Origin of the sequence: Streptomyces sp. NBC_01341 (genome assembly GCF_035946055.1) — a bacterium.
Lineage (GTDB): Bacteria > Actinomycetota > Actinomycetes > Streptomycetales > Streptomycetaceae > Streptomyces.
Genome location: NZ_CP108364.1, coordinates 6,509,546 through 6,530,909, shown reverse-complemented (window position 1 = coordinate 6,530,909; position 21,364 = coordinate 6,509,546). Strand labels below are relative to the sequence as shown.

The window sequence follows — 21,364 nt, the reverse complement described above, 5'->3', positions numbered from 1 at the left end:
GCTACCTGGCGGCCTTCATCGCTGCGACGAACTGCTCGGGCGTGCTCTTGCCGGCGAACAGCTTGCTGATCTCCGTCAGGAGCGGCGTGGCGTACCGGGCTTCGAGCGCCTGGTCCCACGAGAGGGTGAAGCTCGGGGCCTTCTGGACCATGGCGTACTGGTCTGCGGCGAACTCCGGATTGGGCGAACCGCTGAGCATCGAGGCGGCGTTGGAGGTGGTGGGCACGTCACCGTTGTCGACGAGGGCCTGGGCGTAGGTCTTGGAGGCCATGGTCCTGAGGAACGCGACAGCGGTTTCCTTGTGCTTGGTCCGGGCATTGACCGACCAGTAGTTGGTGGGGTTGCCCACGACGTTCGCCGCGTCGCCCGCTCCCCCGGCGACGGTCGGGAACGCGGTCCAGCCGAGGTCCTTCTTCGCGAACTCGGGGGCCTTGCCCAGCTGGGTCGAGTACTCCCACGAGCCCATGAGGTGCATGGCCGCCTTGCCCTTGTTGAGCAGGGTCGGGGCGCCGCCGTTGCCGTAGTCGACCGAGTTGAAGTTCTTGCCGAAGGCACCGTCGTCGATCAGCTTCACGACGGTCCTGGCCGTCTCCAGGACCGCCGGGTCGCCCCAGCCGCCGGTGTCGCCGTTCTGGATCTTCCGGAAGACCTCGGGCCCGCCGATCCGGTCCAGCAGGTACTCCATCCACATCAGCTCGGGCCACTTGTCGGAGCCGCCGAGAGCGAACGGGGTGATGCCGGCGCCCTTGAAGGTGGTGACGGCCTTCTGGAGGTCCTCCCAGGTCCTGGGTGCCTGGAGGCCGTGCTCCTCGAACAGGGCCTTGTTGTAGAAGAGCATCACGGGCTGCATGCCGCGCATCGGGACCCCGTAGATCTTCCCGTCGAGGCTGCCCGCGGCCACGACGGACGGCAGGAAGCCGTCCTTGAGCACGGCGTCGTTCTTGACCGTGGAGGTCAGGTCGACGAGCTTGTCGGAGTCGACGTACGGCTTGATGGACCCGCCGCCCCAGTTGAAGAAGACGTCCGGCGCGCCGGGCGAACCCATGGCACTGCGCAGCTTGTTGACGTAGTCGGTGCCCGGGACGGACACCAGCTTCACCTTGACCTCGGAGGTCTTGTTGAAGGCGTCGACGGCGGCCTGCTGCACCTTGACCGCGTCGTCGCCGTAGACGTAGGCGGTGATCGTTCCGCCGTCACTCCCGCCGGCACCGGAGCCGCAGCCCGCCAGCAGCCCTGTCATGGCCATCGCCGCACCTGCGGCGGCCCCTCTCGTCGTACGCCTGCCCTGAGCGAATATCCCCGACCGCATGACCGCACCTCTGTCGAATGTTTCGGCGTGCCGTTCGAATGTTGCCGGAACCGTACGGTTGGGTTTCGGGCTCGTCAAGAGGGCAGGAGCAAGGATTCGCGAACCTCGCCCGGACCGCCGTCGACCCTGCCGGGGAAGCTACGATTCGTGCATGAGCCCTGCAAAGGTCCAGCACCGCAAGGAGAAGGCATCCTCCGGCGAGCCGACGGAGAGCACCGCCACGCTGGCAGAGATCGCCCGAGCGGCCGGAGTCTCGACTCCGACAGTTTCGAAGGTGCTGAACGGCCGGGCCGATGTCGCCCCCGGCACGCGCACACGGGTGGAGGAGCTGTTGCAGCTGCACGGCTACCGGCGCCGGCGCGGGGCCTCCCAGCAGTCCCAGCTGATCGACCTCGTGTTCCACGAGCTGGACAGCGCCTGGGCGATGGAAGTCGTCCGCGGCGTCGAGAACGTCGCACGGGAGGAGGGGCTGAGCCTGGTCCTCTCGGAGAGCGCGGGCCGGCTCACCCCGGGCCAGACGTGGGTGGACGGCGTCCTGGCGCGCCGCCCGGCCGGGGTCATCCTGGTGCTCTCGGATCTCGACGCGGCGCAGCGCGCCCAACTGACCAGCCGCTCCATCCCGTTCGTCGTGGTCGATCCGGCCGGCGACCCCGGGGACGACATCCCGTCGGTCGGGGCGGCCAACTGGCAGGGCGGCATCGCCGCCACCCGCCATCTGACGGGCCTGGGCCACCGGCGGATCGGTGTCATCGGCGGGCCGGCCCGCATGATGTGCAGCCGGGCGCGGCTGGACGGCTACCGCGCCGCCCTGGAGACGTCCGGCCTGGTGATGGACCCCGAGCTCGTCCGGGAGGGCGAGTTCAACCACGAGGACGGGTACACGGCGGCGCTGGACCTCCTGCGCCTCCCCGAACCTCCCACCGCCGTCTTCGCGGGGAACGATCTGCAGGCCCTCGGCGTGTACGAGGCCGCACGCGAGCTGGGGCTGCGCATCCCGGAGGACCTCAGCGTCGTGGGCTTCGACGATCTGCCGCTCACCCGCTGGATCGGGCCGCCCCTCACCACGGTGCGGCAGCCGCTCATAGAGATGGCCGAGACCGCTGCCCGGCTGGTTCTGGACCTCGGGCGGGGCAGGCAGCCGGCGACCACGCGGGTCGATCTGGCGACGAGCCTGGTGGTCCGCAGCAGCACGGCTCCGCCGTCGCGCTGAGGCGGTCGCGGCCGTGACGTCCCGCCGGTCGTGGGCGACGCGGGGCCGCACCGGGATCCGGCGGCAGGGTCACCCGTCCCCCGATCCGGGTGCGCGGGGGCGGCGGATACCCGGGCGGGCGGGGAAAGGGAGGGGCACGGAGGGGCACCCGGGCGGGCGCGAGCCTGACGAGACCCGGCTGATCCGGACGGGAGACCCCGGCGTGCGTCGTCGCTACGGGCCGTTGTCAGTGGCGGGGTGCAGACTGACCCGTATCCGGCACAACGGCGTCTCGGGAGGTCCTGTCATGACCGATGTACTGCTCACCGTGGGTACCCGCAAGGGACTCTTCATCGGCCGCAGGCGCGGCGGGACATGGGAGTTCGGCGATCCGCACTTCAACGCGCAGGCGATCTACTCGATCGCGATCGACACCCGGGGAAGCACGCCACGGCTGCTGGTGGGCGGAGACAGCGCACACTGGGGCCCCTCCGTCTTCCACTCCGACGATCTGGGGGCGACGTGGGTGGAGCCGAAGCAACCCGCCGTGAAGTTCCCCCGGTTCACCGACGCGTCGCTGGAGCGGGTCTGGCAGCTGCACCCGGCCGGGCCCGAGGCGCCCGACGTCGTCTACGCGGGAACCGAGCCGGCCGCCCTGTTCCGTTCGGACGACCGGGGTGAGTCCTTCGAGCTGGTGCGCCCGCTCTGGGAACATCCGACGCGGTCCCGATGGGTGCCGGGCGGGGGCGGAGAGGGGCTGCACACCATCCTGACCGACCCCAGGGACGCCGCGGCCGTGACCGTCGCCGTCTCCACCGCGGGCGTGTTCCGGACCGAGGACGGCGGCGAGCGCTGGACGCCCTCGAACAGGGGCGTCTCGGCCGTGTTCCTCCCCGATCCCGATCCCGAGTTCGGCCAGTGCGTGCACAAGGTCACCCGTGACGCGGCCGATCCCGACCGGCTCTATCTCCAGAACCACTGGGGTGTGTTCCGCAGCGACGACGGCGGGAAGCGCTGGACGGACATCGGCGCGGGACTGCCCTCGGACTTCGGCTTCGCCGCCGCCGCTCATCCGCACCGCGCGGACACGTTCTACGTGTTCCCGATCAACGCCGACGCCGACCGGGTGCCGGCCGGTCACCGCTGCCGGGTCTTCCGCACCCGGGACGCGGGGGGCACCTGGGAGCCGCTGGCGCAGGGTCTCCCCGACGGCGACCACTACGGCACGGTGCTGCGGGACGGCCTCTGCACGGACGACGCGGACCCGGCCGGCGTCTACTTCGGCAATCGCAACGGCGAGGTGTACGCGAGCGCCGACGACGGTGACAGCTGGCAGCAGTTGGTCTCCCATCTGCCGGACGTGCTGTGCGTACGGGCGGCGGCGCTCGGCTGACCGGGAGCGCTTCCGTGACTCGGCCCGCCCGGTGGCGGTTCCCCGAAAGAGCCCTTTGGAGGGCCGGTTCCCCGGTAGCGCCCGCCACGCGACCGACCGCCGACCGACCGCCGACCGACCGCCGACCGGCGCGGGCCGACGGACGACCTGCGCGGCGACGGCCGTGCGCCCGAGAGCCGGTATGCCCCCCGGCCGGGCACGGGCCGGGTCAGACCTCCGTCGGCACGCACAGCACGGGCACGGTCGACAGGTGCAGGAGCTTGTGCGGGGTGGAGCCGAGCAGAGCCCCTCGCATCGGGCTCTCGCCCCAGGTGCCCACGACGATGACCCGCGCCTCGTGGCGGGAGGCCGCGTCGATCAGCGCCTGCGCAGGGCTCAGGTCGATGACTTCGACGGTGGTCGGCACCTCGGCCTCCTCCGCCGAGGCGACCGCGCGTTCCAGCCCCGTGCGTCCGGCCTGCCGAATGGCCTCGTAGTGGGCGCGGTACTCCTCGCCGGTGGGACGGCCGGGCGGAGCGGCTCCGTAGACGAGGACGAGCTTCTCGCCGAACGCGGCGGCCACCTCGATCGCCGCCCGCAGGGCACGCGCCGCGCCGGGTGACTCGTCGTACCCGAGGACCACGGACATCTCAGGACTCCTTGCCGTGGACGAGGTCGGGGTCGACCACACAGCGCCGCTCTGCCCAGAAGGCCGGCGACCGGAACCGCAGGACCACCATGATCACCACTCCGATGAGGATGATGGCGATGCCGATGACGAGCGGCGGGCCCAGTCCGAACCACGAGGTTCCGCTGTAGGAGTTCGCCGGGTCAGACATGTCCATGACCGACCGGACCAGCAGCCACGTCAGCAGACCCGCCCCGACCAGCGGGCCGAGGCCGATGAGGAAGAAGTTGCGCACGCTCTCGGTCAGGTGGCGGCGGTAGTAGACCGCGCAGGCCACACCGGTCAGCGCGTAGTAGAAGGCGATGAGGAGGGAGAGCGCGGTCAGCGAGTCGAAGAGGGCGTTCTCACTGATCTGGCTGACGACCAGATACCAGGCGATGGCGATCCCGGCCACCCACCACGTGCTGACGTCGGGGGTCCGGAACCTCGGGCTGATACGGGCGAAGTGGGCGGGCAGCGCGTGACGACGGGCCATCGACAGGGCGGTGCGCGACGCCGGGATGATGGTCGTCTGGGTGGAGGCGAGCGCCGAGGTCGCGACCGCGAGGAGCACGATCCAGTCCCATCCCCCCATGACCTCACGGGCGAGCAGGGCGAAGATGAACTCCTCCTCACCGGCGTTCTCCACCAGGTAGGCCGTTCCGGCGAACGCGACGACCGCGAAGCCGACGGAGAGGTAGGTCACCAGCAGGATGACGGTCGACCACACGCCGGCCTTGCCCGGCGCGGTCGCGGAGTCCTCCACCTCCTCGGTGAGGTTGACGGCCGATTCCCAGCCCCAGTAGATGAAGACGCCCAGCAGCAGCCCGCCGGTGAGCGCCGCACCTCCCGCCCCGAAGGGGTTGAGCCACTCGACCGAGGGTCTGACCGAGTCGAAGGACGTCGTGCCCGCGTAGACACGGTAGAGCGCGACGATCACGAACACGAGCAGGAACGCCACCTGAGCCAGGATGAGGGCGTTCTGCACCTTGGCCGACAGTTCGGTCCCGATGACACACAGCCAGGTCATCACCACGATCAGGACGACGGTCAGCAGTTGGCGGACGAAGGTGTTCTCGGCCCAGCTGTCGAGCCCCACGGCGAGCAGTCCGAAGCTGACGGCGATGTCGGCCAGTGATCCCACGACCAGCACACCGGTCATCGCGATGGCCCAGCCACCGAGCCACCCGGCCCAGGGACCCATGGCGCGGGTCACCCAGGAGAACGTGGTCCCACAGTCCTGGTCGGCCTTGTTGAGGTAGTAGAAGGCCGATGCGATGAACAGCATCGGCACGAACGAGGCGAAGAGCACCCCTGGCGCGTAGACACCGACGAGCGCCACGACCGGGCCGATGACCGCGGCGACCGAGTAGGCCGGGGACGTGGCGTTCAGCCCGATGACCAGCGCGTCGACGAAGCCGATCGCGTTCGGCTTCAAGCTTGCCGGTGGCGCTGATCCGGCACGGACCTCTGCCATGTTCCCTCGCTCGGGTCACAGGCCTGAAGAGAAGGCGGAATATTTCCTTCCACATGCTAGGGAGGTGCCTCCCGGTGTGCACGTCCGGCGAGGCGTCCCCACGCCGCGCGCACGGACGCCTCCCGGCCTTCACTGCTCGCGCATGCCCCAGGGAACGCCGTACTCATTGAGCAGATCGAGGAACGGCCGGGGCGGCAGGGCTTCGGGGCCGAGTACTCCGCTCCCGCTCCAGACGCCGCCGGCCAGGAGTTCGAGGGCGGCCACCGGGTTGATCGCCGTCTGCCAGACGACGGCCTGGGAGCCGTACTCGCGCATCGACCACTGGTTGTCGACCACGTGGTAGAGGTAGACCTCCCGGGGCCGTCCGTCCTTGCTGCCCTTCACCCAGGTGCCCGCGCAGGTCTTGCCGTGCATCCGCTCCCCGAGTCCGGCCGGGTCGGGCAGGCACGCGGCCACCACGTCGCGGGGGGAGACCTCGGCCGCCGCCCCCGCACCGCTCTTCACCGACACGGGATCCGTACGGTCAAGGCCCAGCTTGTGGAGCGTGCGCAGGACACCGATGAACTCGTCGCCCAGTCCGTACTTGAAGGTGACGCGCCTGGCCTTGAGCCAGCGCGGCACGAGCAGGACCTCCTCGTGCTCGACGTTGACGCACTCGACGGGACCGATGCCCTCCGGGAAGTCGAACACCTCCGGTTCACTGAAGGGCTCAGTGGTGAACCAGCCGCGGTCCTCCTCGTAGACGACCGGCGGATTCAGACACTCCTCGATGGTCGTCCAGATACTGAAAGATGGGGCGAAGTCGTAGCCCTCCACCGTCAGGTCGGCGCCGTCACGGATCCCGATCTCCTCGATCTCGTCGAAGAGCTCGTCGGAGGCATAGCGCGCGAAAACGTCCGAGAGTCCGGGCTCCACGCCGATCCCCACCAGCGCGAGCCTGCCGGCGGCCTCCCAGTCGGCCGCCCGCTCGAACTGCGCGTCCCCCAGCTTGACGCCGCACTCCTCGTACGGGCGGGACGGGTGAGGCCGGGACAGGGACATGGCCATGTCGAGGTAGTGAGCGCCATGGGCGAGGGCCGCCTCGAACAGCGGCATGACGAACCGCGGGTCGGTGGCGTTGAGCAGAACGTCGCACCGGTGTTCCGTGAGCACCGCGCGTACGGCGACGGGGTCCGAGGCGTCCAGCCGGGCGGCGCCGAACCGGGCCCCGCTCTCCCCCAGTGCGGCGACGGCGGACTCTGCCCGTCCGAGGTCGTAGTCGGCCACCGTCATGTGCTCGAAGAAGGATCGACGGGCCGCGATACGCGTGATCGCCGTACCCACGCCTCCCGCCCCGACCAGGAGGACACGCATGGGACACCTCTCCTCTGCCGTTCCGGCGCTGCGAACGGCTGCAGCCGGGCCGGCCGGTCCGGTGGTCCGGGGACGCTAGCAGCCGGGCAGCCCTGCCATCAGCAACCGTCCGGAAGATGTCCCGCGTCCGGGCTATCCGCGCTGCCGGCTCCCACTCCGACGGGCGGGCGCCTTCGCCCCCGTGGTCGGGGACGTCGTTGCGGACCCCGGGGCCACTGCGACAGGAGGGCCTACGTGTTCCACGGCACCGTCACCGGGCTGCGATCCGCCGATGGCTTCGGCCCTGATCCGCCAACGCCCGTCAAAGCCCTGTGGGATCACTCGTGGCTTCGGCGGGGCGGAAGCAACTGGCTGAAGGCAATCAGGAGCAGCCCGCCAAACAGGAGTGCGTTCCCGCCGAGGAAGCGGGCCTCCCAGGAAACGCTCGGCATGACTCGAAAGAAGCAGAGGCTCTGCAGAACGACGGAAGTGCCCGTGAGCAGGGCGCCGAGACCATGGAGTCGGGGCCTGGTGACATGGCGACGCGCCGTGGGCACGATCCACCCTGTCCGGAGCGTGACGAATCCTGATGCGATGGCCAGCAGCCCCAGAAGCGCGCCCATTCCTGCTGTCCATGCCATGGTGTCGCTCCGCTCCGACCGCAGAAAGGACCGGAACGCGAATAGCGCCCGGCACGAAGGGTGCCTCCATGGTCGCCGGACCCGGTGTCGCCGGACCATGCCGGGGTCCGGCAATGATCATCCGGCTTCGTTGCCGTCTCTACGCGGTGTGCTCGAGATCTGCCACGTGGAGTTCGCCAACACGCCCGCCGACAGCTCCTGGCCGGCCGCATCGAGGCCCGGTTCACTGCCCTGCCCCACTTCGCCCCCGGCGGCGCGGATCATGCCGACCACAAGGAACAGGGCAGCATGATCCGCCGCGAGCCGACAGCGTCAGTCGCCGGAAACTTCTGAGTCCGCCGGTGGACTTCTCCTCGCACCTGATCGGAACGCGGCCCGGACACGGGTTCGGCGCCGGCTCAGAGGCATGCCAACAACGCGGTGAGTTCCACGCCACTGCCAACGCGGCAATGACCACACAACCCCACCTCACGTTCGAGGAAGCCGGTGACCGACGCCTTCAGGCCGTCGAAGGCCCGGGCGCTCCCGTCGGGGTTGTGCGTCCACACGACCAGCAGGGGGACACCGTCGGGCCCGGTGCTTATCCCGATCCCGTACGGGCAGAAGTCCGGCCCCACCGACGGGGGGATGGCGGTGGGGCCGGAGGCTCACACAGGTGCTGGGGGGAAGCACCGACCGGAGCTCGGGTCACAGGGTCTCGTGCCCCGGAATCGCGGTCCCATGCACGGTTCGCCCCTGGACATTCGGAACGGCGCCGCAGACCGCGCCCACGACGCCCCGAGCCACTGGGCGCCGCATCTCAGGCATCACACCGGGACGCCGCAGGACCTCGCGTCCCGCGCTTCCCGGGTCAGGGCAGACGCCAGTCCACAGGCTGCTGCCCCAGACCGACGAGGAAGTCGTTCGTGCGGCTGAAGGGCCGCGAACCGAAGAACCCGCGGTCGGCCGACATGGGCGAAGGGTGTGCGGACTCGACCGCGGGCAGGTCCCCGAGGAGCGGGCGTACGTTGCGCGCGTCCCGGCCCCACAGCACCGACACCATCGGTCTGCCCCGCGCAGTGAGTGAGCGAATCGCCTGCTCGGTGACTTCCTCCCAGCCCTTGCCCCGGTGGGCGGCGGGCTTGCCCGGTGCCGTCGTCAGCGCCCGGTTCAGCAGGAGCACTCCCTGCCGCGTCCACGGTGTGAGATCTCCGTTGGACGGCCTCGGGAGACCGAGGTCGGTGTGCAGCTCCCTGAAGATGTTCTCCAGGCTGCCGGGAAGACGGCGTACGTCGGGGGCGACGGCGAAACTCAGCCCGATGGCCATCCCCGGCGTCGGGTACGGGTCCTGACCGACTATCAGGACGCGTACGTCGTCGAACGGTTGCTGGAAGGCGCGCAGGACGTTCTGCCCGGACGGCAGATACGTGCGCCCGGCGCCGATCTCGGCGCGGAGGAAGTTGCCCATCTCCGCGATCCGGCCGGCCACGGGCTCCAACGCCTGAGCCCAGCCGGGCTCCACAAGTTCACTCAACGGTCGCGCTGCCACGTCCGTCACCCTACCGGCCTACACCGACAACGTGATCATGCGGTCCTCCGCGGCCGGCGTCCTGGGGATAGGCTGCGCGTCGTCCCCGTCCTCCAGTCCCCGGAGTCGGTCCCCATGGTCACGCAGGCGTTCGTCGAGGATGGGCGGTGCCCCGCGCCCCGGGTGATGGCACGGGCCGGGCAGCGCCCGTCCGAGGGGTGGCCGCGGTGAGCGCCGCGACAGCCGGACTGGTCCTCGGGGTGGACTCCGGCGGTTCCGGACTGAGGCTGGCGCTGGGAGCCGTGGACCCCCGGCTTCCGGTCCGCACCGCCGTCTGCGCCGAGCCGGTGCGGACCGGCGCCGCCGGGATCGACGCCGCGCACCTGCTGGAGCAGTTGCTTCCCGAGGTGCACAGGCTGATGAAGGCGGCGGACCCTGGGGCCGCCGTGACCGCGGCGGCGATCGGCGCGGCCGGCATGGCGACGCTCGGCGGCCGGCTGCGCGCGGAGCTGCCCGCCGCGCTCGCGTCCGCACTGGGCGTGCGACGGATCGCCCTCGCCGCCGACGCGGTGACGGCGTACGCCGGCGCGCTCGGCCAGCGGCCCGGCGCGGTGGTGGCCGGCGGCACCGGCATGATCGCGCTCGGCACCGACCTCTCGACGTGGCGCAGGGCCGACGGCTGGGGCCATCTGCTGGGCGACAGCGGCGGTGGCGCCTGGATCGGCCGGGAAGGGCTCGACGCGGCCATGCGCGCCCACGACGGCCGGCGCGGTGGTTCCCCGGCCCTGCTGGCGCGGGTCGAGACGGTCTTCGGCCCCGCGGCCGGCCTGCCCGGCCTGCTCTATCCCCGCACGGACCGCCCGGCGCTGCTCGCTTCCTTCGCGCCGGAGGTCGCGGCCTGCGCCGGCGAGGACGGGACGGCGGCGACGATCCTGCGTCGGGCGGCCGTCCACATCGCGGAGGCTGCGGCCGCCGTGTGCCCGGACCCCGCGGAACACCGGACGGAGGCATACGAAATCGCTCTGACCGGTGGGTTGTTCCGCATGGGCGAGGCTCTTCTCGGACCGCTGCGCGAGGAGTTGGCGGAGCAGGTGCCGCGGGCACGCGTGGTCCCGGCGGCGGGCGACCCGCTGCACGGTTCGCTGGAGATCGCCCGGGCGCTGGCCGGACCAGGGCTGCGACTGCCGCCCCACCCGGCCCTGTTGTTCGTACCGGGAGTAACGTAGAAGGTCGGGCGATCAGCGGTCCGGGACAGAGCAGGTCAGTTGCCCGCTATGCCGCTCTACAGACATATACGGACAGATAACGCCCTGCCGCCCCCTCCCCGAACAGAGGGGTACCCAAAACCAGTAGCATGCGGCGCCATGAGCACCCCCACTGGGCCCGCCTCCGGCCTGCCAGTACGAATGCCGCGACCTCGCCAGTCCGGACGGCACCGCCGCCCTGAGCCCGTGGTCGCACCTGAGGGCGCTGCCGCGCTCGTTCTCGCCGTTCCCGGCACTCCTTCCCCGGCATCGCGCAGCCTTGCCGAGGAGGTCATCAGCATCGCTCGTTCCGAGCTGCCCGGCCTGAACGCGCAGATCGGTTATCTCGACGGCGAAGACGCCGAGTTTCCCGCACTCGCCTCCGTCCTGACGCAGGCCGCCGCCGAGCGCGTCGCGCGCTTCGAGCAGGCCACCGCAGCCGGACGCGAGGTCGCCGCACCGACCGGCCCGTCCGCCGTCGTGGTGCCGCTCCTCGCAGGCCCGGACAGCGCCTTGATCCGGCGCATACGGCAGGCCGTGATGGAGAGCGGCACGCAGGTGGAGCTGACCGACGTGCTCGGTCCGCACCCGCTGCTCGCCGAAGCGCTGCACGTCCGTCTCTCGGAGGCGGGGCTGGCGCGCGCCGACCGCGCCAGGCTGTTCACCGTGGCGACCGCCGCCGACGGCATCGTGCTGGCCACGGTCGGTGGCGAGGAGGCCGTGCAGGCCGCCGGTATCACCGGCATGCTGCTCGCCGCACGTCTCGCGGTACCGGTGATGGCCGCGGCACTGGACGTGGAGGGCTCGGTCGCCTCCATCGCCGCCCAGCTGCAGGGATCCGGTTCCGTGCAGCTCGCGCTCGCGCCCTACCTCGTCGGGCCGGAGATCGACGCCGCACTGCTGGAAGCCGCCGCGAAGGAGGCCGGCTGCGCGACCGCCGAGCCCCTCGGCGCGTACCCGGCCATCGGCAAGCTGGTGCTCTCCCTCTACGCGACCACGCTGGGCATCACCCCGGCGACGCCGCAGGGAGCCCCGACGCACTGACGCGCGTCAGGCTGTGGCACGGACCGGCGGTTCCGGTCCGCGCCACAGCCTTGCCGGTCCGGATCCACGAAGGTCGCACGGACGGCGCGGCTCCCCGCCCGAGGGCGGACGGGGAGCCGCGCTGTCAGGCGAAGACCACGCAGGAAGCCGCCGGTACGTCGATGGAGCCAGCGGGCGACGGCATGCCCGTCTCCGCGTCGAGGGAGAACCAGCTCACGTTCCCGGAGCGCTCGTTGGCGGCGTACAGCCACTGTCCGGTGGGGTCCAGGGTGAGGTCGCGGGGCCAGCGCCCTCCACAGCCCACGGCCGCCACGAGGACGGGCTTCTCGGCCGTCTCGTCGAGGGCGAGCACGGAGATGCTGTCGTGCCCCCGGTTGGCGGCCCACAGGAACCGCCCGTCGTGCGACACCACCACCTCGGAGGGGTACGTACGCACCGCGTCATCGGCACCGTGGGGCAGCACCGGGGTCTCACCCGTCGGTTCGAGCCGGCCGGTGGCAGCGTCCCAGCGGCACACGGTGACGGTGGGTTCCAGCTCGTTGAGGACGTAAAGGTGTCCCCCGGACGGATGAAAGACGAGATGGCGCGGACCGGTCCCCGGACGCAGCACCGCCTCGGAGTGCGTGCGGAGGGAACCCGTGCCGGGGTCGAGTGCGCAGACGCGCACGGAGTCCGTGCCGAGGTCCACACTCAGCACCCAGTTTCCCGACGGGTCGGCGAGCACCTGGTGAGCATGGGGGGCGGTCTGGCGTGCCGCGTCGGGTCCGCCGCCCTCGTGCCGCAGGACGCCGGCGGCCGGGCCCGGCGAGCCGTCGGGCCGCAGGGGCAGGGAGGTGACACTGCCCGAACCGTAGTTGGCGGTGAACAGGTGGCCGGCCCGGACGTCCAGGTGCGTGGGACCGTCGCCCTCAACCGGCCGCGACTCGCCGATGAGCACCGGCGCGCCCCCGCCGCCGATGTCGAAGGCCGCGGCGGCGCCGTCGGCGACCTCGCTGACCGCGTACAGCACCGGGGCACCCGTGCCCGGCGCGTGGCCGACCGCGAGGAAGGAAGGGTCGGCCAGGACGTTCGTGGACGCCAGGACGGACAGCTTCCCGGTGCTCCCGTCCACTTCGGCAACGGTGATCCCGAGTCCACCCGCCGAGGTGAACGACCCTATGAATGCCCGTCCGCCAGTGTTGGCGCCCATAGCGCTACCCCTCTTCGCATGCGTCGCGATCTTCACCGTCGACGGTAGCAGGAGCCCTTTCTGGTCCAGACCAATTCTCGGCGCTTCGGCGAGGCGTCAGGACCGGGCCCGGTGACTCGAATACGTCGGGCCGGCCCGCCCGAGCCTGCGGGACCACCCCCGGCGTCAGGTCCCGACGAGCGGAGCACGCGGGGAGCTGTGCAGGGGGGCCGCCAGCTCGGCGAGCGCTCTCTCCAGGCCGTGCAGATGAGCGAGCGCAGGTTCGACGGCGCCGGCGGGCGGCAGCACGCCGACGGGGGCCACGGCCTCACGATGCCTGCGGGCCGGGGCGGTCAGCGCCTCCACGGACGCCTCCACGCGCCAGCACGCCGCGGCGAGCCGCGCGTCGTGGGACGCCTCGGGGTCGGCCGCGACGGAGGCGAGGCCCCTCACCTCACGTGCGCAGTCGTCGAGCAGGGCGAGTACCTGCCCCGCACGCGCCTTCCGGGCGCGCAGCGGGCTCAGGGGGTGCACGAGCGGACCGAGCGACAGCCGCACGCGGCCCAGGAGCGCTTCCAGTTCGGCGACGCGGCTCGCGGGGTCGGCGGTCGCCGTCCCCGCGAGCCGCGCGGTGGCCTCGGCGGTGCAGGCGTGCACGCAGCGCAGAGCGCGCTGGATCCAGGCGTCCGTCGTGGCGTGGGTGGTGACCGGCAGCACGACGAGCACCGCCAGCATCGCCCCGAGCGCTCCGACACCGGTCTCGACGAGGCGCAACGCGAGCAACGCGGGGTCGAGCACGCCGAGCGCCCCGTACAGCGCTCCCGCAAGGACCGTCACCGAGAACATCATCCAGGTGTAGGAGACCGCGGCGGAGTAGAAGATCCCGAACACACCGAGCGCCACCAGGAGCGCCGTGGGCACGGCAGCCCCGTGCAAGGGGGCGATGACGACGAGACCGACGGGTATACCGATCAGCGTTCCCAGCACCCGTCGGAAACCGCGGACCAGCGTCTCGCCGCGCGACGCCGTGTTGACGAACACCCACCAGGTCGCCCCCACGGCCCAGTACCAGCGCTCGTCGGAGAGGAGCTGGCCGGCCAGGAGCGCGAGCGCGCCGCCCGTGGTCGCCTGGACTGCCTGGCGGGTCGTCGCCCGGGCCAGCCCCCGGCCGGCGACCGGTGCGAGCAGGGCGGTCACCGGCAGCCTGCGCTCGTAGCACCAGAGGCCGAAGCGGACGGACGACGCCGCCAGCAGCGAGAGCAGGACGGCGGAGAAGAGCTCGGGCAGCTGTCCCGGCAGGGTGTGCAGGAACTGGGTGATGAAGAAGCACATGAAGGCGAAGACGCCGAGCGAGTGGCCGCGTGGACCCCACCGCCGGGCGTAGACACCCGCCCCCATCACCGCGAGGAAGGCCAGGTCACGGGCCACCGGGTGGTCGTGCAGCACGGCGGCCAGGGCGAGGACCGGCAGTCCTGCCACCGGGAGCAGCGCGGTGGTCACCGCCTGCCCCCGCACGGTCGAGTCGGTGACCGTGAAGAGGGCAAGCAGTGCGGCGAGCCCACCGGTGATCGCGGCGACGAGCGAGTGCCCGGCGACGCCGCAGACGACGACCGCCAGCCCGATGCCGAGGACGGCCCTGCTCGCGTGCCGCAGCCGCAGCCGCCCCGGGTCAGGAGCCACGAACACCTTCTTCAGCAAGACTTCCCGCCCCTTCTCATGAAAAAGGGCGCCACGGAATCCGCGGCGCCATCGACAGGACCATCAGACCACGCGCACGACCGATGGCTCAACAGGCAAGACTCTCACTGGGCCATTGGTGCATCATAGGTGCATTTTCGTGTACCAGATCCCTGCCATTGGCAGTGCTCGGACGCCATGGAGGGGTCGAGCCACCCCTGCGCACACCGCGGGAGGGGCCCGCCGGGCGTCACCACCCGGCGGCCCTCCCCCGGTACCCGGGAGCCGGGCGGCCGCACTCCCCCAGGCATACCGGAACGCACCGGATCGCCGTACGAGTGTGCGGACACGACGGAGGGTGCCGGGATCCATTCGGTCCGGCACCCTCTCCTCCCGACCACGTCGCGGGTCCCGCTCGCTGACCCAGGGGCGAGGGCGCAAGCCGCCGGACAGGCGTCCAGGGCCCCGCGAGCCGTCCGGGTCGCGGCCGCTCAGCTTTTGCGGCGGCGGAACGTCATCCAGGCGACGACCGCGGCTCCTGCGGCCACCAGCAGCACGGTGCGGTTGTCCCGCGCCACCAGGGCACCCTCGGCCGCCTTCCGCCGCACCGGCTCCGGCGCCTTGTCCTCCCACAGGCTCCCGGCCTGTGCGGCCTTGGCCCGGACTTCACTGGCCGCCTGCGCCGCCTTGTCCTTGACCGGTGCCGGCACCGTGTCCTGCACCCGGTGCGCGGCCTCGGCCGCTTTGGCCTTGAGCTCCCCGGCCTTGGCCGTCGCCTGCTCCTTGACCTCGGCGGACTTCTGCCTGACCTCTGCCGTCTTCTGCTTGGCCTGGGCCTTCACATCGGCCTTGGCCGCCAGCGCCTCGACCGTCTGACCGAGTTCGTCGCGGGCCTCCTCGACCTGCTCGCGGAGTGCCTCCGGGCTGGAGGCGTTCGGATTGTCGTCGAATGGCTTGGTCATCGGTGGGCACTCCTCTTGATCTCGGCCACGTCGGCCTTCACGTTCTCGATCGCCTGCTCCGGTGCGGGGGGCGCCGCACGGACGACTTCCTTCTTTCCGGCCAGGGCCATCACAGCGGCGATCGCCCCGAGCGCAGCGGTGACGATGAGGGCAGCGGCCCATACCGGCAGTGGCACCGCCAAGGCGGCGACAGCGGTGACCACCAGGGTCTGCAGCATCAGGAAGCCGACCACACCTGCCCCTCCGAACAGCCCGCCGCCCTTGCCGTAGTGCCTGCCCTTCTCCTTCACTTCCGCCTGCGCCAGTCGCAGCTCGCTGCGCACCAGCTCCGTCAGCTGCTGCGAGGCCCTCTGCACCAGCTCGCCCACCGGCTCCGCCCCGGATGCGTGGACATCACGGTCGGAGCGCGGGGAGTGCGGCTGCGTGTCCGACACCGCAGTCACCTCCTGTCCCTCTTCGATGAAGCCGGACGCCATGGAGGCGCCCTGACCATGCGTGAGGCCACGCGTACCCCGAACGGAGCGGTTCATCGGCACATCGCCGTACGAACCGGGCCCACCGCCCCGCCACGACGGCTTCGGCGGGGTCGCCCGGCCGCCGGGACCGCGTCCGCCCACGGGGCGGCTTGCGGACCGCGGCGCGCCGGTGGCCCGGCCGGGGGGCCGCACGCGGGCCCTGAAGTGTGACGGCCGCGCGCACCCTGGGGCGGCCCTCACGCCTCGTCCAGCCGACGCACGTCCTTCTCGTCCCAGGTCCGGGTGTCGCGCGGCCGCGTGTAGGGCTCGGCCTCCGGCGGGTGTCCGCCGGCGATGGCCCGCTGCCTGGCCGTCTCCGCGTCGAACTGGAGGCCGAACAGGATGGCCAGGTTGCCGATCCACAGCCAGATCAGGAAGACGACGAGGCCGGCCATGGTTCCGTACGTCTTGTTGTAGGAGGCGAAGTTGGCGACGTACAGGGCGAATCCCGCCGAGGCGGCCATCCAGATCAGCAGCGCCAGGACACTGCCTGGAGTGATCCACCGGAACCCCTTGACCTTGGCGTTCGGCGCCGCCCAGTAGAGGATCGCGATCATGGCGGTGACGAGCAGGATCAGCACCGGCCACTTGGCATACGCCCACACCGTCAGCACGCTGTCACCGATGCCGAGCACGCTGCCCGCCTGGTCGGCGAGGGCGCCGGTGAACACCACGATGAGGGCGCTGACGACGGCGAGCACCATGAGGATGACCGTCACCCCGACGCGCACGGGGAGGATCTTCCAGACGGGCCGGCCCTCGGGCATGTCGTAGACGGCGTTCGCGGCACGGATGAAGGCGGCGACGTAACCCGAGGCCGACCAGACGGCCAGGGCGAGACCGACGATCGCGAGGACCGATCCGGTGCCGGCGCTGTCCTGCAGCTGTTCCACGGCCTGCGTGATGATGTCCCGGGCGGAACCGGGAGCCAGCTTGCCCAGCCCCGAGACGATCTTGTCCGTGGCGGACTTCCCCGTGATGCCGAGCAAGGACACGAGGACGAGCAGCGCCGGGAACAGGGACAGCACCCCGTAGTAGGTCAGCGCTGCGGCACGGTCGGTCAGCTCGTCGTCCTTGAACTCCCGCAGTGTGCCACCGATCACGGCGCCCCACGCCCGTTTCGGCATCCTCGTGGGACGGTCCGGTTCCGCTGCCTCCACCTCCGGATCCGGGCCGGCCTGCTCCGGATCCGGCACCCGCCGGCCATGCCGCTGGTCCTGTCGCCCTGGAAATCGCAGATTCGCCATAGGACTCGGGTAGCCACAGGAAGGCTCCCTACACCCCCCGCTCGCAGCAACCCCGGCCCGGCCGTTACGCGGCCGGCGCCTCCCCTTCCGCCCGGGCGGACCGGCCGGGCCCCGGGACAGCCGGGGAACGGGGCCGCAAGCCACCGTCGCCACCCACCAGACGCAGGTGGCGGCCGGCGGCATGGCGGCGCGCCGGTGGCCGGCGGAACAGCAGCTCCTCGACACGGTCCATTCCGTAGAGGAGCAGTCCGAGCGCGGGCAACAGCAGCAGCGCGACAGCGATCACGACACAGTCCTTCCCGACCGACGACAGTCCATCGGGTGCCCCCGGGGGACGCGGGTCAGCGACCGCCGAGGTGAAGGTCCGGTGACCACCGGGCGCTCGGGCGCTCGCGAGGCGAGCGCGGAACCCTGGCACCCCGGCCGCTCCGGCCCCGGCTTCCGGGCACGGACCCCAGCCGCACCGGCCGCCTCGCGTCCGGCACCGCCGTCACCTGCCGTACGTGGTACGGCACAGGTCGACGATGTCCGCGGAGGCGACTCCCTTGCCCGTCGCGCACACGGACCGCATGTCGTAGGTGCGCTTCGGCTTCACCCACCGCGGTACGGCCGCCCGGCGGGGGCGCCCGGGCCGGGCCGGAGTGAAGCGGCGCGACTGTTCACGTGCTTCCCGGGGTGCGGCCGGGGCGGCCGCTTCGGCCCGTCGGGCGGGTGAGCGCGCGCCCTCACGCTCCTTCTGCTTCTTCCCGCCCCCGTCCTGCCGCCGTCCTTCCGCCGTGCCCAGCGCGTCGTGAACGGCAGCGGGCGCGGAGGGCACTGCGGAAGCCTGAGCCGCGGGCGCGTTTCCGGACGGCCCGTGGGTGGCCGGGGCATGTCTGTCCGCGCCCGCCGGGACTGAGACACAGCCGGACATACCCAGCAGGGCGACAAGCAGGAGGGACATCGACCGCAGCTTCATGCCCTGGTGAACGACGGCCGGCCCGCCCGGACACGTCCGGTCGCTTCCGGTCAGTCTTCGCCCAGAGCCCGATGTGCGCTGCCCATCATGTGCGTTACGCGCGCCGCCATCGCCCGCTCCGGCCCCGGCCTCCACCGCCTGGACCGTCTCCGGCTTGACGTATGCCGATATCGGCATACGATTGCCCCATGGCACGAGCAGCGACGACGTCGGACGTCTTCAACGCGATCGCCGAGCCGCAGCGCCGAGAGATCCTGGCGCTGCTGCGGGCAGGTGAGCGGTCGGTGACCGAGTTGGCCCAGGAGTTGGGGATGACCCAGCCGGGGGCGTCCAAACACCTGCGGGTGCTCCGGGAGGTCGGGCTGGTGCGGGACCGCAAGGCAGGCAAGCAACGCCTGTACGGCCTTGACGCCAGCGGGCTGCGCCCGGTCCACGAGTGGACCGGCGGTTTCGAGCAGTTCTGGAACGAGAGCTTCGACCGACTGGGCTCCTACGTGCAGGACCTGAAGCAGACAAGAGAGCGGAGTAGCTCATGAGCACGACAGAACGAGGAACGCCGGCGCAGTCGGCGACAGCCGACCGCGAGATCGTCATCTCCCGGCTTATCGACGCCCCACGGGAGCTGGTGTTCGAGGCGTTCACCGAGGTGCGGCACCTGTCGCACTGGTGGGGACCGGAGGGGTTCACCACCACCACGCGGGCGTTCGAGTTCCGCGTCGGCGGGGAGTGGGACTTCGTGATGCACGGACCGGACGGGACGGACTACCAGGAGTGGATCACCTGGACCGAGCTCGCCCCGCCGGAGCGGATCGCGATGCTCCACGGTGAGACCCGCGACGACGCGAACGCCTTCGAGTCGGTCCTGACGTTCGCGCCCGACGGTGCGGCGACCCGGATCGAGATGCACACGGTGTTCCCCACCAAGGAGCTGCGCGACGAGGCGGTCGAGAAGTACCACGCGGTCGAGGCCGGCCGGCAGACCCTGAGCAACCTGGCTGACTACGTAACCGAGATCGTTCGGAAGGGAGTTGAGGGCTGATGGCAGGAATGGTGTTCTTCAGTGTGTCGATGTCGCTGGACGGTTTCATCGCGCCCGAGTCCTCCGATGAACTGATGGGGCAGCAGTGGATGGAGCTCCAGCGGTGGATCTTCCCGCAGCGGTTCTTCCGGGAGAACCTGAAGCTCGGCAAGGGCGGCGAGGAGGGGCGCGACAACGACATCGTGCGGGAGACGTTCGAGCGCACCGGCGCGAGCGTGATGGGCAAGCGCATGTTCGACGCCGGCGAGCAGATGTGGCCGGAGGAGGCGCCGTTCCACGCGCCGGTCTTCGTCGTGACGCACGAGAAGCGTGACCCCTGGAAGCGGCCGGGCGGGACCACGTTCCACTTCGTCAACGACGGCATCGAGTCCGCCCTCGACCAGGCCCGCGAGGCCGCCGGTGATCGCGACGTCCGCATCGCGGGCGGTGGCGCGACGATCCTGGAGTACGTGAACGCCGGCCTGATCGACGAGTTCTCGATCGCGCTCTCACCCGTGCTTTTCGGCTCCGGAATCCGCCTGTTCGAGGGCGTGGACGCCGGCCGCGTGGCCCTGGAGCAGGTCCGGGCGGAGCCCTCCCCAAAGGTGACGCATCTGACCTACACCGTCCGGAAGCGGTAACTGCCCCGAACTCAGCGCTCTCCCGCCGCCCTGCCGCACGTCGGGGCCCTTGCCTCGGTAGAGTCGGGTGACCCACAACGGAACCCCAAGGAGCCGGCCGGACATGGCGGTGGACGCCCTCGACACCCGCATCCTGCGTCTGCTCATCGAGCAGCCGCGCACCAGCGTGCGCGAATACGCGCGCGTACTGGGCGTGGCACGCGGCACCCTCCAGGCCCGCCTCGACCGGTTGGAGCGGGACGGCGTGATCACGGGCACGGGCCCCGTCCTCTCGCCGGCCGCCCTCGGCCACCCGGTGCTCGCCTTCGTGCACTTGGAGGTCACCCAGGGGCACCTGGACGAGGTGGGGGACGCGCTGGCGGCCGTCCCGGAGATCATCGAGGCGTTCTCGACGACCGGCGGCGGGGATCTGCTGACCCGCGTCGTGGCGCGTGACAACGGGCACCTCGAGGATGTGATCCAGCACCTGATCCAGCTCCCCGGCGTCGTCAGGACCCGGACGGAGGTCGCACTGCGCGAGCGGGTGGCGTACCGGGTGCTCCCGCTGGTCGAGGCCGTGGGACAGGTGACCGCCGGCCCCGCCTGAACGGTGTCGGGCATGCTCGGGGGCCATGAAGAGCCCGGGCGTCCCGGCCCTCTCCGTCCTGTTCGACCTGGACGGGACCCTCGTCGACAGCGAGCCGAGCTACTACGAGGCGGGACGCCGGCTCCTCGCCCGTTACGGCGTAGGGGACTTCAGCTGGGAGAACCACACCCGATTCATCGGGATCGGCACCCGCGAGACGCTCACGGTCCTGCGCGCGGAGTACGGCATCGAGGCACCCGTCGACGAACTCCTGGCCGGAAAGAACGCCCTGTACCTGGAGCTCGCCGGGACGTCCACCACCGTCTTCCCCGAGATGCGCGCCCTCGTGGAACGGCTCCACGCGGGCGGAGTCCCGATGGCGGTCGCCTCGGGGTCGTCCCGTGCCGCGATCGCCGCCGTGCTCGCGGTCACCGGACTCGACGCATATCTCCCCGTGCACGTGTCCGCCGAGGAGGTGGCGCACGGGAAGCCCGAACCCGACGTGTTCGTGGAGGCGGCCCGGCGGCTGGGTGCGGAGCCCTCTTCCTGCGTGGTCCTGGAGGACGCGGGGCCGGGCGTGCGGGCGGCGCACGCGGCCGGGATGCGCTGCGTCGCGATTCCGGACGCCGAAGCGGCCCCGGACGAGGCCGTGTTGGCCGGAGCGGAACTGCTCTTCGCGGGCGGGCAGGCGGAATTCACCGCCGCCGCTGTGCTCGGCCGGCTCGCCGAGCCGTGAGAACAGGCAGGTCCGGCCCCCGACTGGCCGGATCCGGCACCCGTGCAGCGGGCCGGGCGATCGGAAGCCCGGCGTACGGATATCCTGATCACGCC

General features: G+C 71.4%; 22 protein-coding genes. 9 read left to right on the top strand and 13 right to left on the bottom strand.

The annotated features are described in order from the left end of the window. Position 1: 1 nt before the first annotated feature. Complete coding sequence (locus OG206_RS28790) at positions 2-1,246, bottom strand: extracellular solute-binding protein (protein ID WP_327121180.1); 1,245 nt, start codon at positions 1,244-1,246, stop codon at positions 2-4. Positions 1,247-1,460: 214 nt separating this feature from the next. Between OG206_RS28790 and OG206_RS28785 the strand changes: the two genes are divergently transcribed. Further along, positions 1,461-2,519 (top strand): LacI family DNA-binding transcriptional regulator, encoded by a 1,059-nt coding sequence (locus OG206_RS28785; RefSeq protein WP_327121178.1) that lies wholly within the window; start codon positions 1,461-1,463, stop codon positions 2,517-2,519. A gap of 286 nt (positions 2,520-2,805) precedes the next feature. Next, positions 2,806-3,891, top strand: coding sequence for a WD40/YVTN/BNR-like repeat-containing protein (locus OG206_RS28780; protein ID WP_327121176.1), 1,086 nt, complete (start codon positions 2,806-2,808; stop codon positions 3,889-3,891). A 208-nt stretch (positions 3,892-4,099) separates the two neighbouring features. Here OG206_RS28780 and OG206_RS28775 read toward each other — a convergent pair whose 3' ends face one another. The 5 genes from OG206_RS28775 to OG206_RS28755 all read right to left on the bottom strand — a co-directional run bounded on the left by OG206_RS28775 (position 4,100) and on the right by OG206_RS28755 (position 9,515). Continuing rightward, entirely contained in the window at positions 4,100-4,519 is a 420-nt protein-coding gene (locus tag OG206_RS28775; protein WP_327121174.1) for a universal stress protein, read from the bottom strand. A gap of 1 nt (position 4,520) precedes the next feature. Then, complete coding sequence (locus tag OG206_RS28770; protein WP_327121172.1) at positions 4,521-6,014, bottom strand: APC family permease; 1,494 nt, start codon at positions 6,012-6,014, stop codon at positions 4,521-4,523. A gap of 129 nt (positions 6,015-6,143) precedes the next feature. Then, entirely contained in the window at positions 6,144-7,367 is a 1,224-nt protein-coding gene (locus OG206_RS28765) for a saccharopine dehydrogenase family protein (protein WP_327121170.1), read from the bottom strand. Between the two features lie 317 nt (positions 7,368-7,684). Further along, entirely contained in the window at positions 7,685-7,987 is a 303-nt protein-coding gene (locus OG206_RS28760; RefSeq protein ID WP_327121168.1) for a hypothetical protein, read from the bottom strand. An 850-nt stretch (positions 7,988-8,837) separates the two neighbouring features. Next, complete coding sequence (locus tag OG206_RS28755) at positions 8,838-9,515, bottom strand: uracil-DNA glycosylase (RefSeq protein ID WP_327121166.1); 678 nt, start codon at positions 9,513-9,515, stop codon at positions 8,838-8,840. 197 nt (positions 9,516-9,712) lie between these two features. Between OG206_RS28755 and OG206_RS28750 the strand changes: the two genes are divergently transcribed. Next, positions 9,713-10,720 carry an N-acetylglucosamine kinase gene (locus OG206_RS28750; protein WP_442805968.1) on the top strand — a complete coding sequence of 336 codons (1,008 nt, stop codon included), beginning with the start codon at positions 9,713-9,715 and terminating at the stop codon, positions 10,718-10,720. A 138-nt stretch (positions 10,721-10,858) separates the two neighbouring features. After that, a complete protein-coding gene (locus OG206_RS28745) occupies positions 10,859-11,782 on the top strand; it encodes a sirohydrochlorin chelatase (RefSeq protein WP_327121162.1) in 924 nt (307 codons plus the stop codon). A 124-nt stretch (positions 11,783-11,906) separates the two neighbouring features. Here the strand turns inward: OG206_RS28745 and OG206_RS28740 are convergent, their stop codons facing one another. The 7 genes from OG206_RS28740 to OG206_RS28710 all read right to left on the bottom strand — a co-directional run bounded on the left by OG206_RS28740 (position 11,907) and on the right by OG206_RS28710 (position 18,168). Then, the gene (locus OG206_RS28740) at positions 11,907-12,971 is read right to left on the bottom strand and encodes a lactonase family protein (protein ID WP_327121160.1); all 1,065 of its coding nucleotides are present in this window, start codon (positions 12,969-12,971) and stop codon (positions 11,907-11,909) included. Positions 12,972-13,136: 165 nt separating this feature from the next. Further along, the gene (locus OG206_RS28735) at positions 13,137-14,648 is read right to left on the bottom strand and encodes an FUSC family protein (RefSeq protein WP_327121158.1); all 1,512 of its coding nucleotides are present in this window, start codon (positions 14,646-14,648) and stop codon (positions 13,137-13,139) included. A 470-nt stretch (positions 14,649-15,118) separates the two neighbouring features. Then, a complete protein-coding gene (locus tag OG206_RS28730; protein WP_327121156.1) occupies positions 15,119-15,589 on the bottom strand; it encodes a DUF3618 domain-containing protein in 471 nt (156 codons plus the stop codon). Further along, entirely contained in the window at positions 15,586-16,032 is a 447-nt protein-coding gene (locus tag OG206_RS28725) for a phage holin family protein (RefSeq protein ID WP_442805967.1), read from the bottom strand. Before OG206_RS28725 ends, OG206_RS28730 begins: the two co-directional genes overlap by 4 nt. A 269-nt stretch (positions 16,033-16,301) precedes the next feature. Further along, entirely contained in the window at positions 16,302-17,351 is a 1,050-nt protein-coding gene (locus OG206_RS28720) for a YihY/virulence factor BrkB family protein (protein ID WP_327121154.1), read from the bottom strand. Positions 17,352-17,415: 64 nt separating this feature from the next. Beyond that, positions 17,416-17,637, bottom strand: coding sequence for a hypothetical protein (locus OG206_RS28715; RefSeq protein ID WP_327121152.1), 222 nt, complete (start codon positions 17,635-17,637; stop codon positions 17,416-17,418). A gap of 204 nt (positions 17,638-17,841) precedes the next feature. Beyond that, positions 17,842-18,168: a hypothetical protein gene (locus OG206_RS28710; RefSeq protein ID WP_327121150.1), complete on the bottom strand. Its 327-nt coding sequence runs from the start codon at positions 18,166-18,168 to the stop codon at positions 17,842-17,844. A 329-nt stretch (positions 18,169-18,497) separates the two neighbouring features. Here OG206_RS28710 and OG206_RS28705 point away from each other — a divergent pair, with 329 nt between their 5' ends. The 5 genes from OG206_RS28705 to OG206_RS28685 all read left to right on the top strand — a co-directional run bounded on the left by OG206_RS28705 (position 18,498) and on the right by OG206_RS28685 (position 21,269). Then, a complete protein-coding gene (locus OG206_RS28705) occupies positions 18,498-18,845 on the top strand; it encodes an ArsR/SmtB family transcription factor (protein WP_327121148.1) in 348 nt (115 codons plus the stop codon). Continuing rightward, entirely contained in the window at positions 18,842-19,348 is a 507-nt protein-coding gene (locus tag OG206_RS28700) for an SRPBCC family protein (RefSeq protein ID WP_327121146.1), read from the top strand. Before OG206_RS28705 ends, OG206_RS28700 begins: the two co-directional genes overlap by 4 nt. After that, entirely contained in the window at positions 19,348-19,968 is a 621-nt protein-coding gene (locus OG206_RS28695) for a dihydrofolate reductase family protein (protein WP_327121144.1), read from the top strand. Before OG206_RS28700 ends, OG206_RS28695 begins: the two co-directional genes overlap by 1 nt. A 103-nt stretch (positions 19,969-20,071) precedes the next feature. Beyond that, positions 20,072-20,554: an Lrp/AsnC family transcriptional regulator gene (locus OG206_RS28690; RefSeq protein ID WP_327121141.1), complete on the top strand. Its 483-nt coding sequence runs from the start codon at positions 20,072-20,074 to the stop codon at positions 20,552-20,554. A 25-nt stretch (positions 20,555-20,579) separates the two neighbouring features. Continuing rightward, entirely contained in the window at positions 20,580-21,269 is a 690-nt protein-coding gene (locus OG206_RS28685) for an HAD family hydrolase (RefSeq protein ID WP_327121139.1), read from the top strand. Positions 21,270-21,364 lie beyond the last annotated feature (95 nt).

Bases quoted from the DNA above. Each gene is read 5' to 3' on its own strand.
- OG206_RS28790 (WP_327121180.1), bottom strand. From the start codon at position 1,246: ATGGCCATGACAGGGCTGCTGGCGGGCTGCGGCTCCGGTGCCGGCGGG.
- OG206_RS28785 (WP_327121178.1), top strand. From the start codon at position 1,461: ATGAGCCCTGCAAAGGTCCAGCACCGCAAGGAGAAGGCATCCTCCGGC.
- OG206_RS28780 (WP_327121176.1), top strand. From the start codon at position 2,806: ATGACCGATGTACTGCTCACCGTGGGTACCCGCAAGGGACTCTTCATC.
- OG206_RS28775 (WP_327121174.1), bottom strand. From the start codon at position 4,519: ATGTCCGTGGTCCTCGGGTACGACGAGTCACCCGGCGCGGCGCGTGCC.
- OG206_RS28770 (WP_327121172.1), bottom strand. From the start codon at position 6,014: ATGGCAGAGGTCCGTGCCGGATCAGCGCCACCGGCAAGCTTGAAGCCG.
- OG206_RS28765 (WP_327121170.1), bottom strand. From the start codon at position 7,367: ATGCGTGTCCTCCTGGTCGGGGCGGGAGGCGTGGGTACGGCGATCACG.
- OG206_RS28760 (WP_327121168.1), bottom strand. From the start codon at position 7,987: ATGGCATGGACAGCAGGAATGGGCGCGCTTCTGGGGCTGCTGGCCATC.
- OG206_RS28745 (WP_327121162.1), top strand. From the start codon at position 10,859: ATGAGCACCCCCACTGGGCCCGCCTCCGGCCTGCCAGTACGAATGCCG.
- OG206_RS28740 (WP_327121160.1), bottom strand. From the start codon at position 12,971: ATGGGCGCCAACACTGGCGGACGGGCATTCATAGGGTCGTTCACCTCG.
- OG206_RS28730 (WP_327121156.1), bottom strand. From the start codon at position 15,589: ATGACCAAGCCATTCGACGACAATCCGAACGCCTCCAGCCCGGAGGCA.
- OG206_RS28720 (WP_327121154.1), bottom strand. From the start codon at position 17,351: ATGGCGAATCTGCGATTTCCAGGGCGACAGGACCAGCGGCATGGCCGG.
- OG206_RS28705 (WP_327121148.1), top strand. From the start codon at position 18,498: ATGGCACGAGCAGCGACGACGTCGGACGTCTTCAACGCGATCGCCGAG.
- OG206_RS28700 (WP_327121146.1), top strand. From the start codon at position 18,842: ATGAGCACGACAGAACGAGGAACGCCGGCGCAGTCGGCGACAGCCGAC.
- OG206_RS28695 (WP_327121144.1), top strand. From the start codon at position 19,348: ATGGCAGGAATGGTGTTCTTCAGTGTGTCGATGTCGCTGGACGGTTTC.
- OG206_RS28690 (WP_327121141.1), top strand. From the start codon at position 20,072: ATGGCGGTGGACGCCCTCGACACCCGCATCCTGCGTCTGCTCATCGAG.
- OG206_RS28685 (WP_327121139.1), top strand. From the start codon at position 20,580: ATGAAGAGCCCGGGCGTCCCGGCCCTCTCCGTCCTGTTCGACCTGGAC.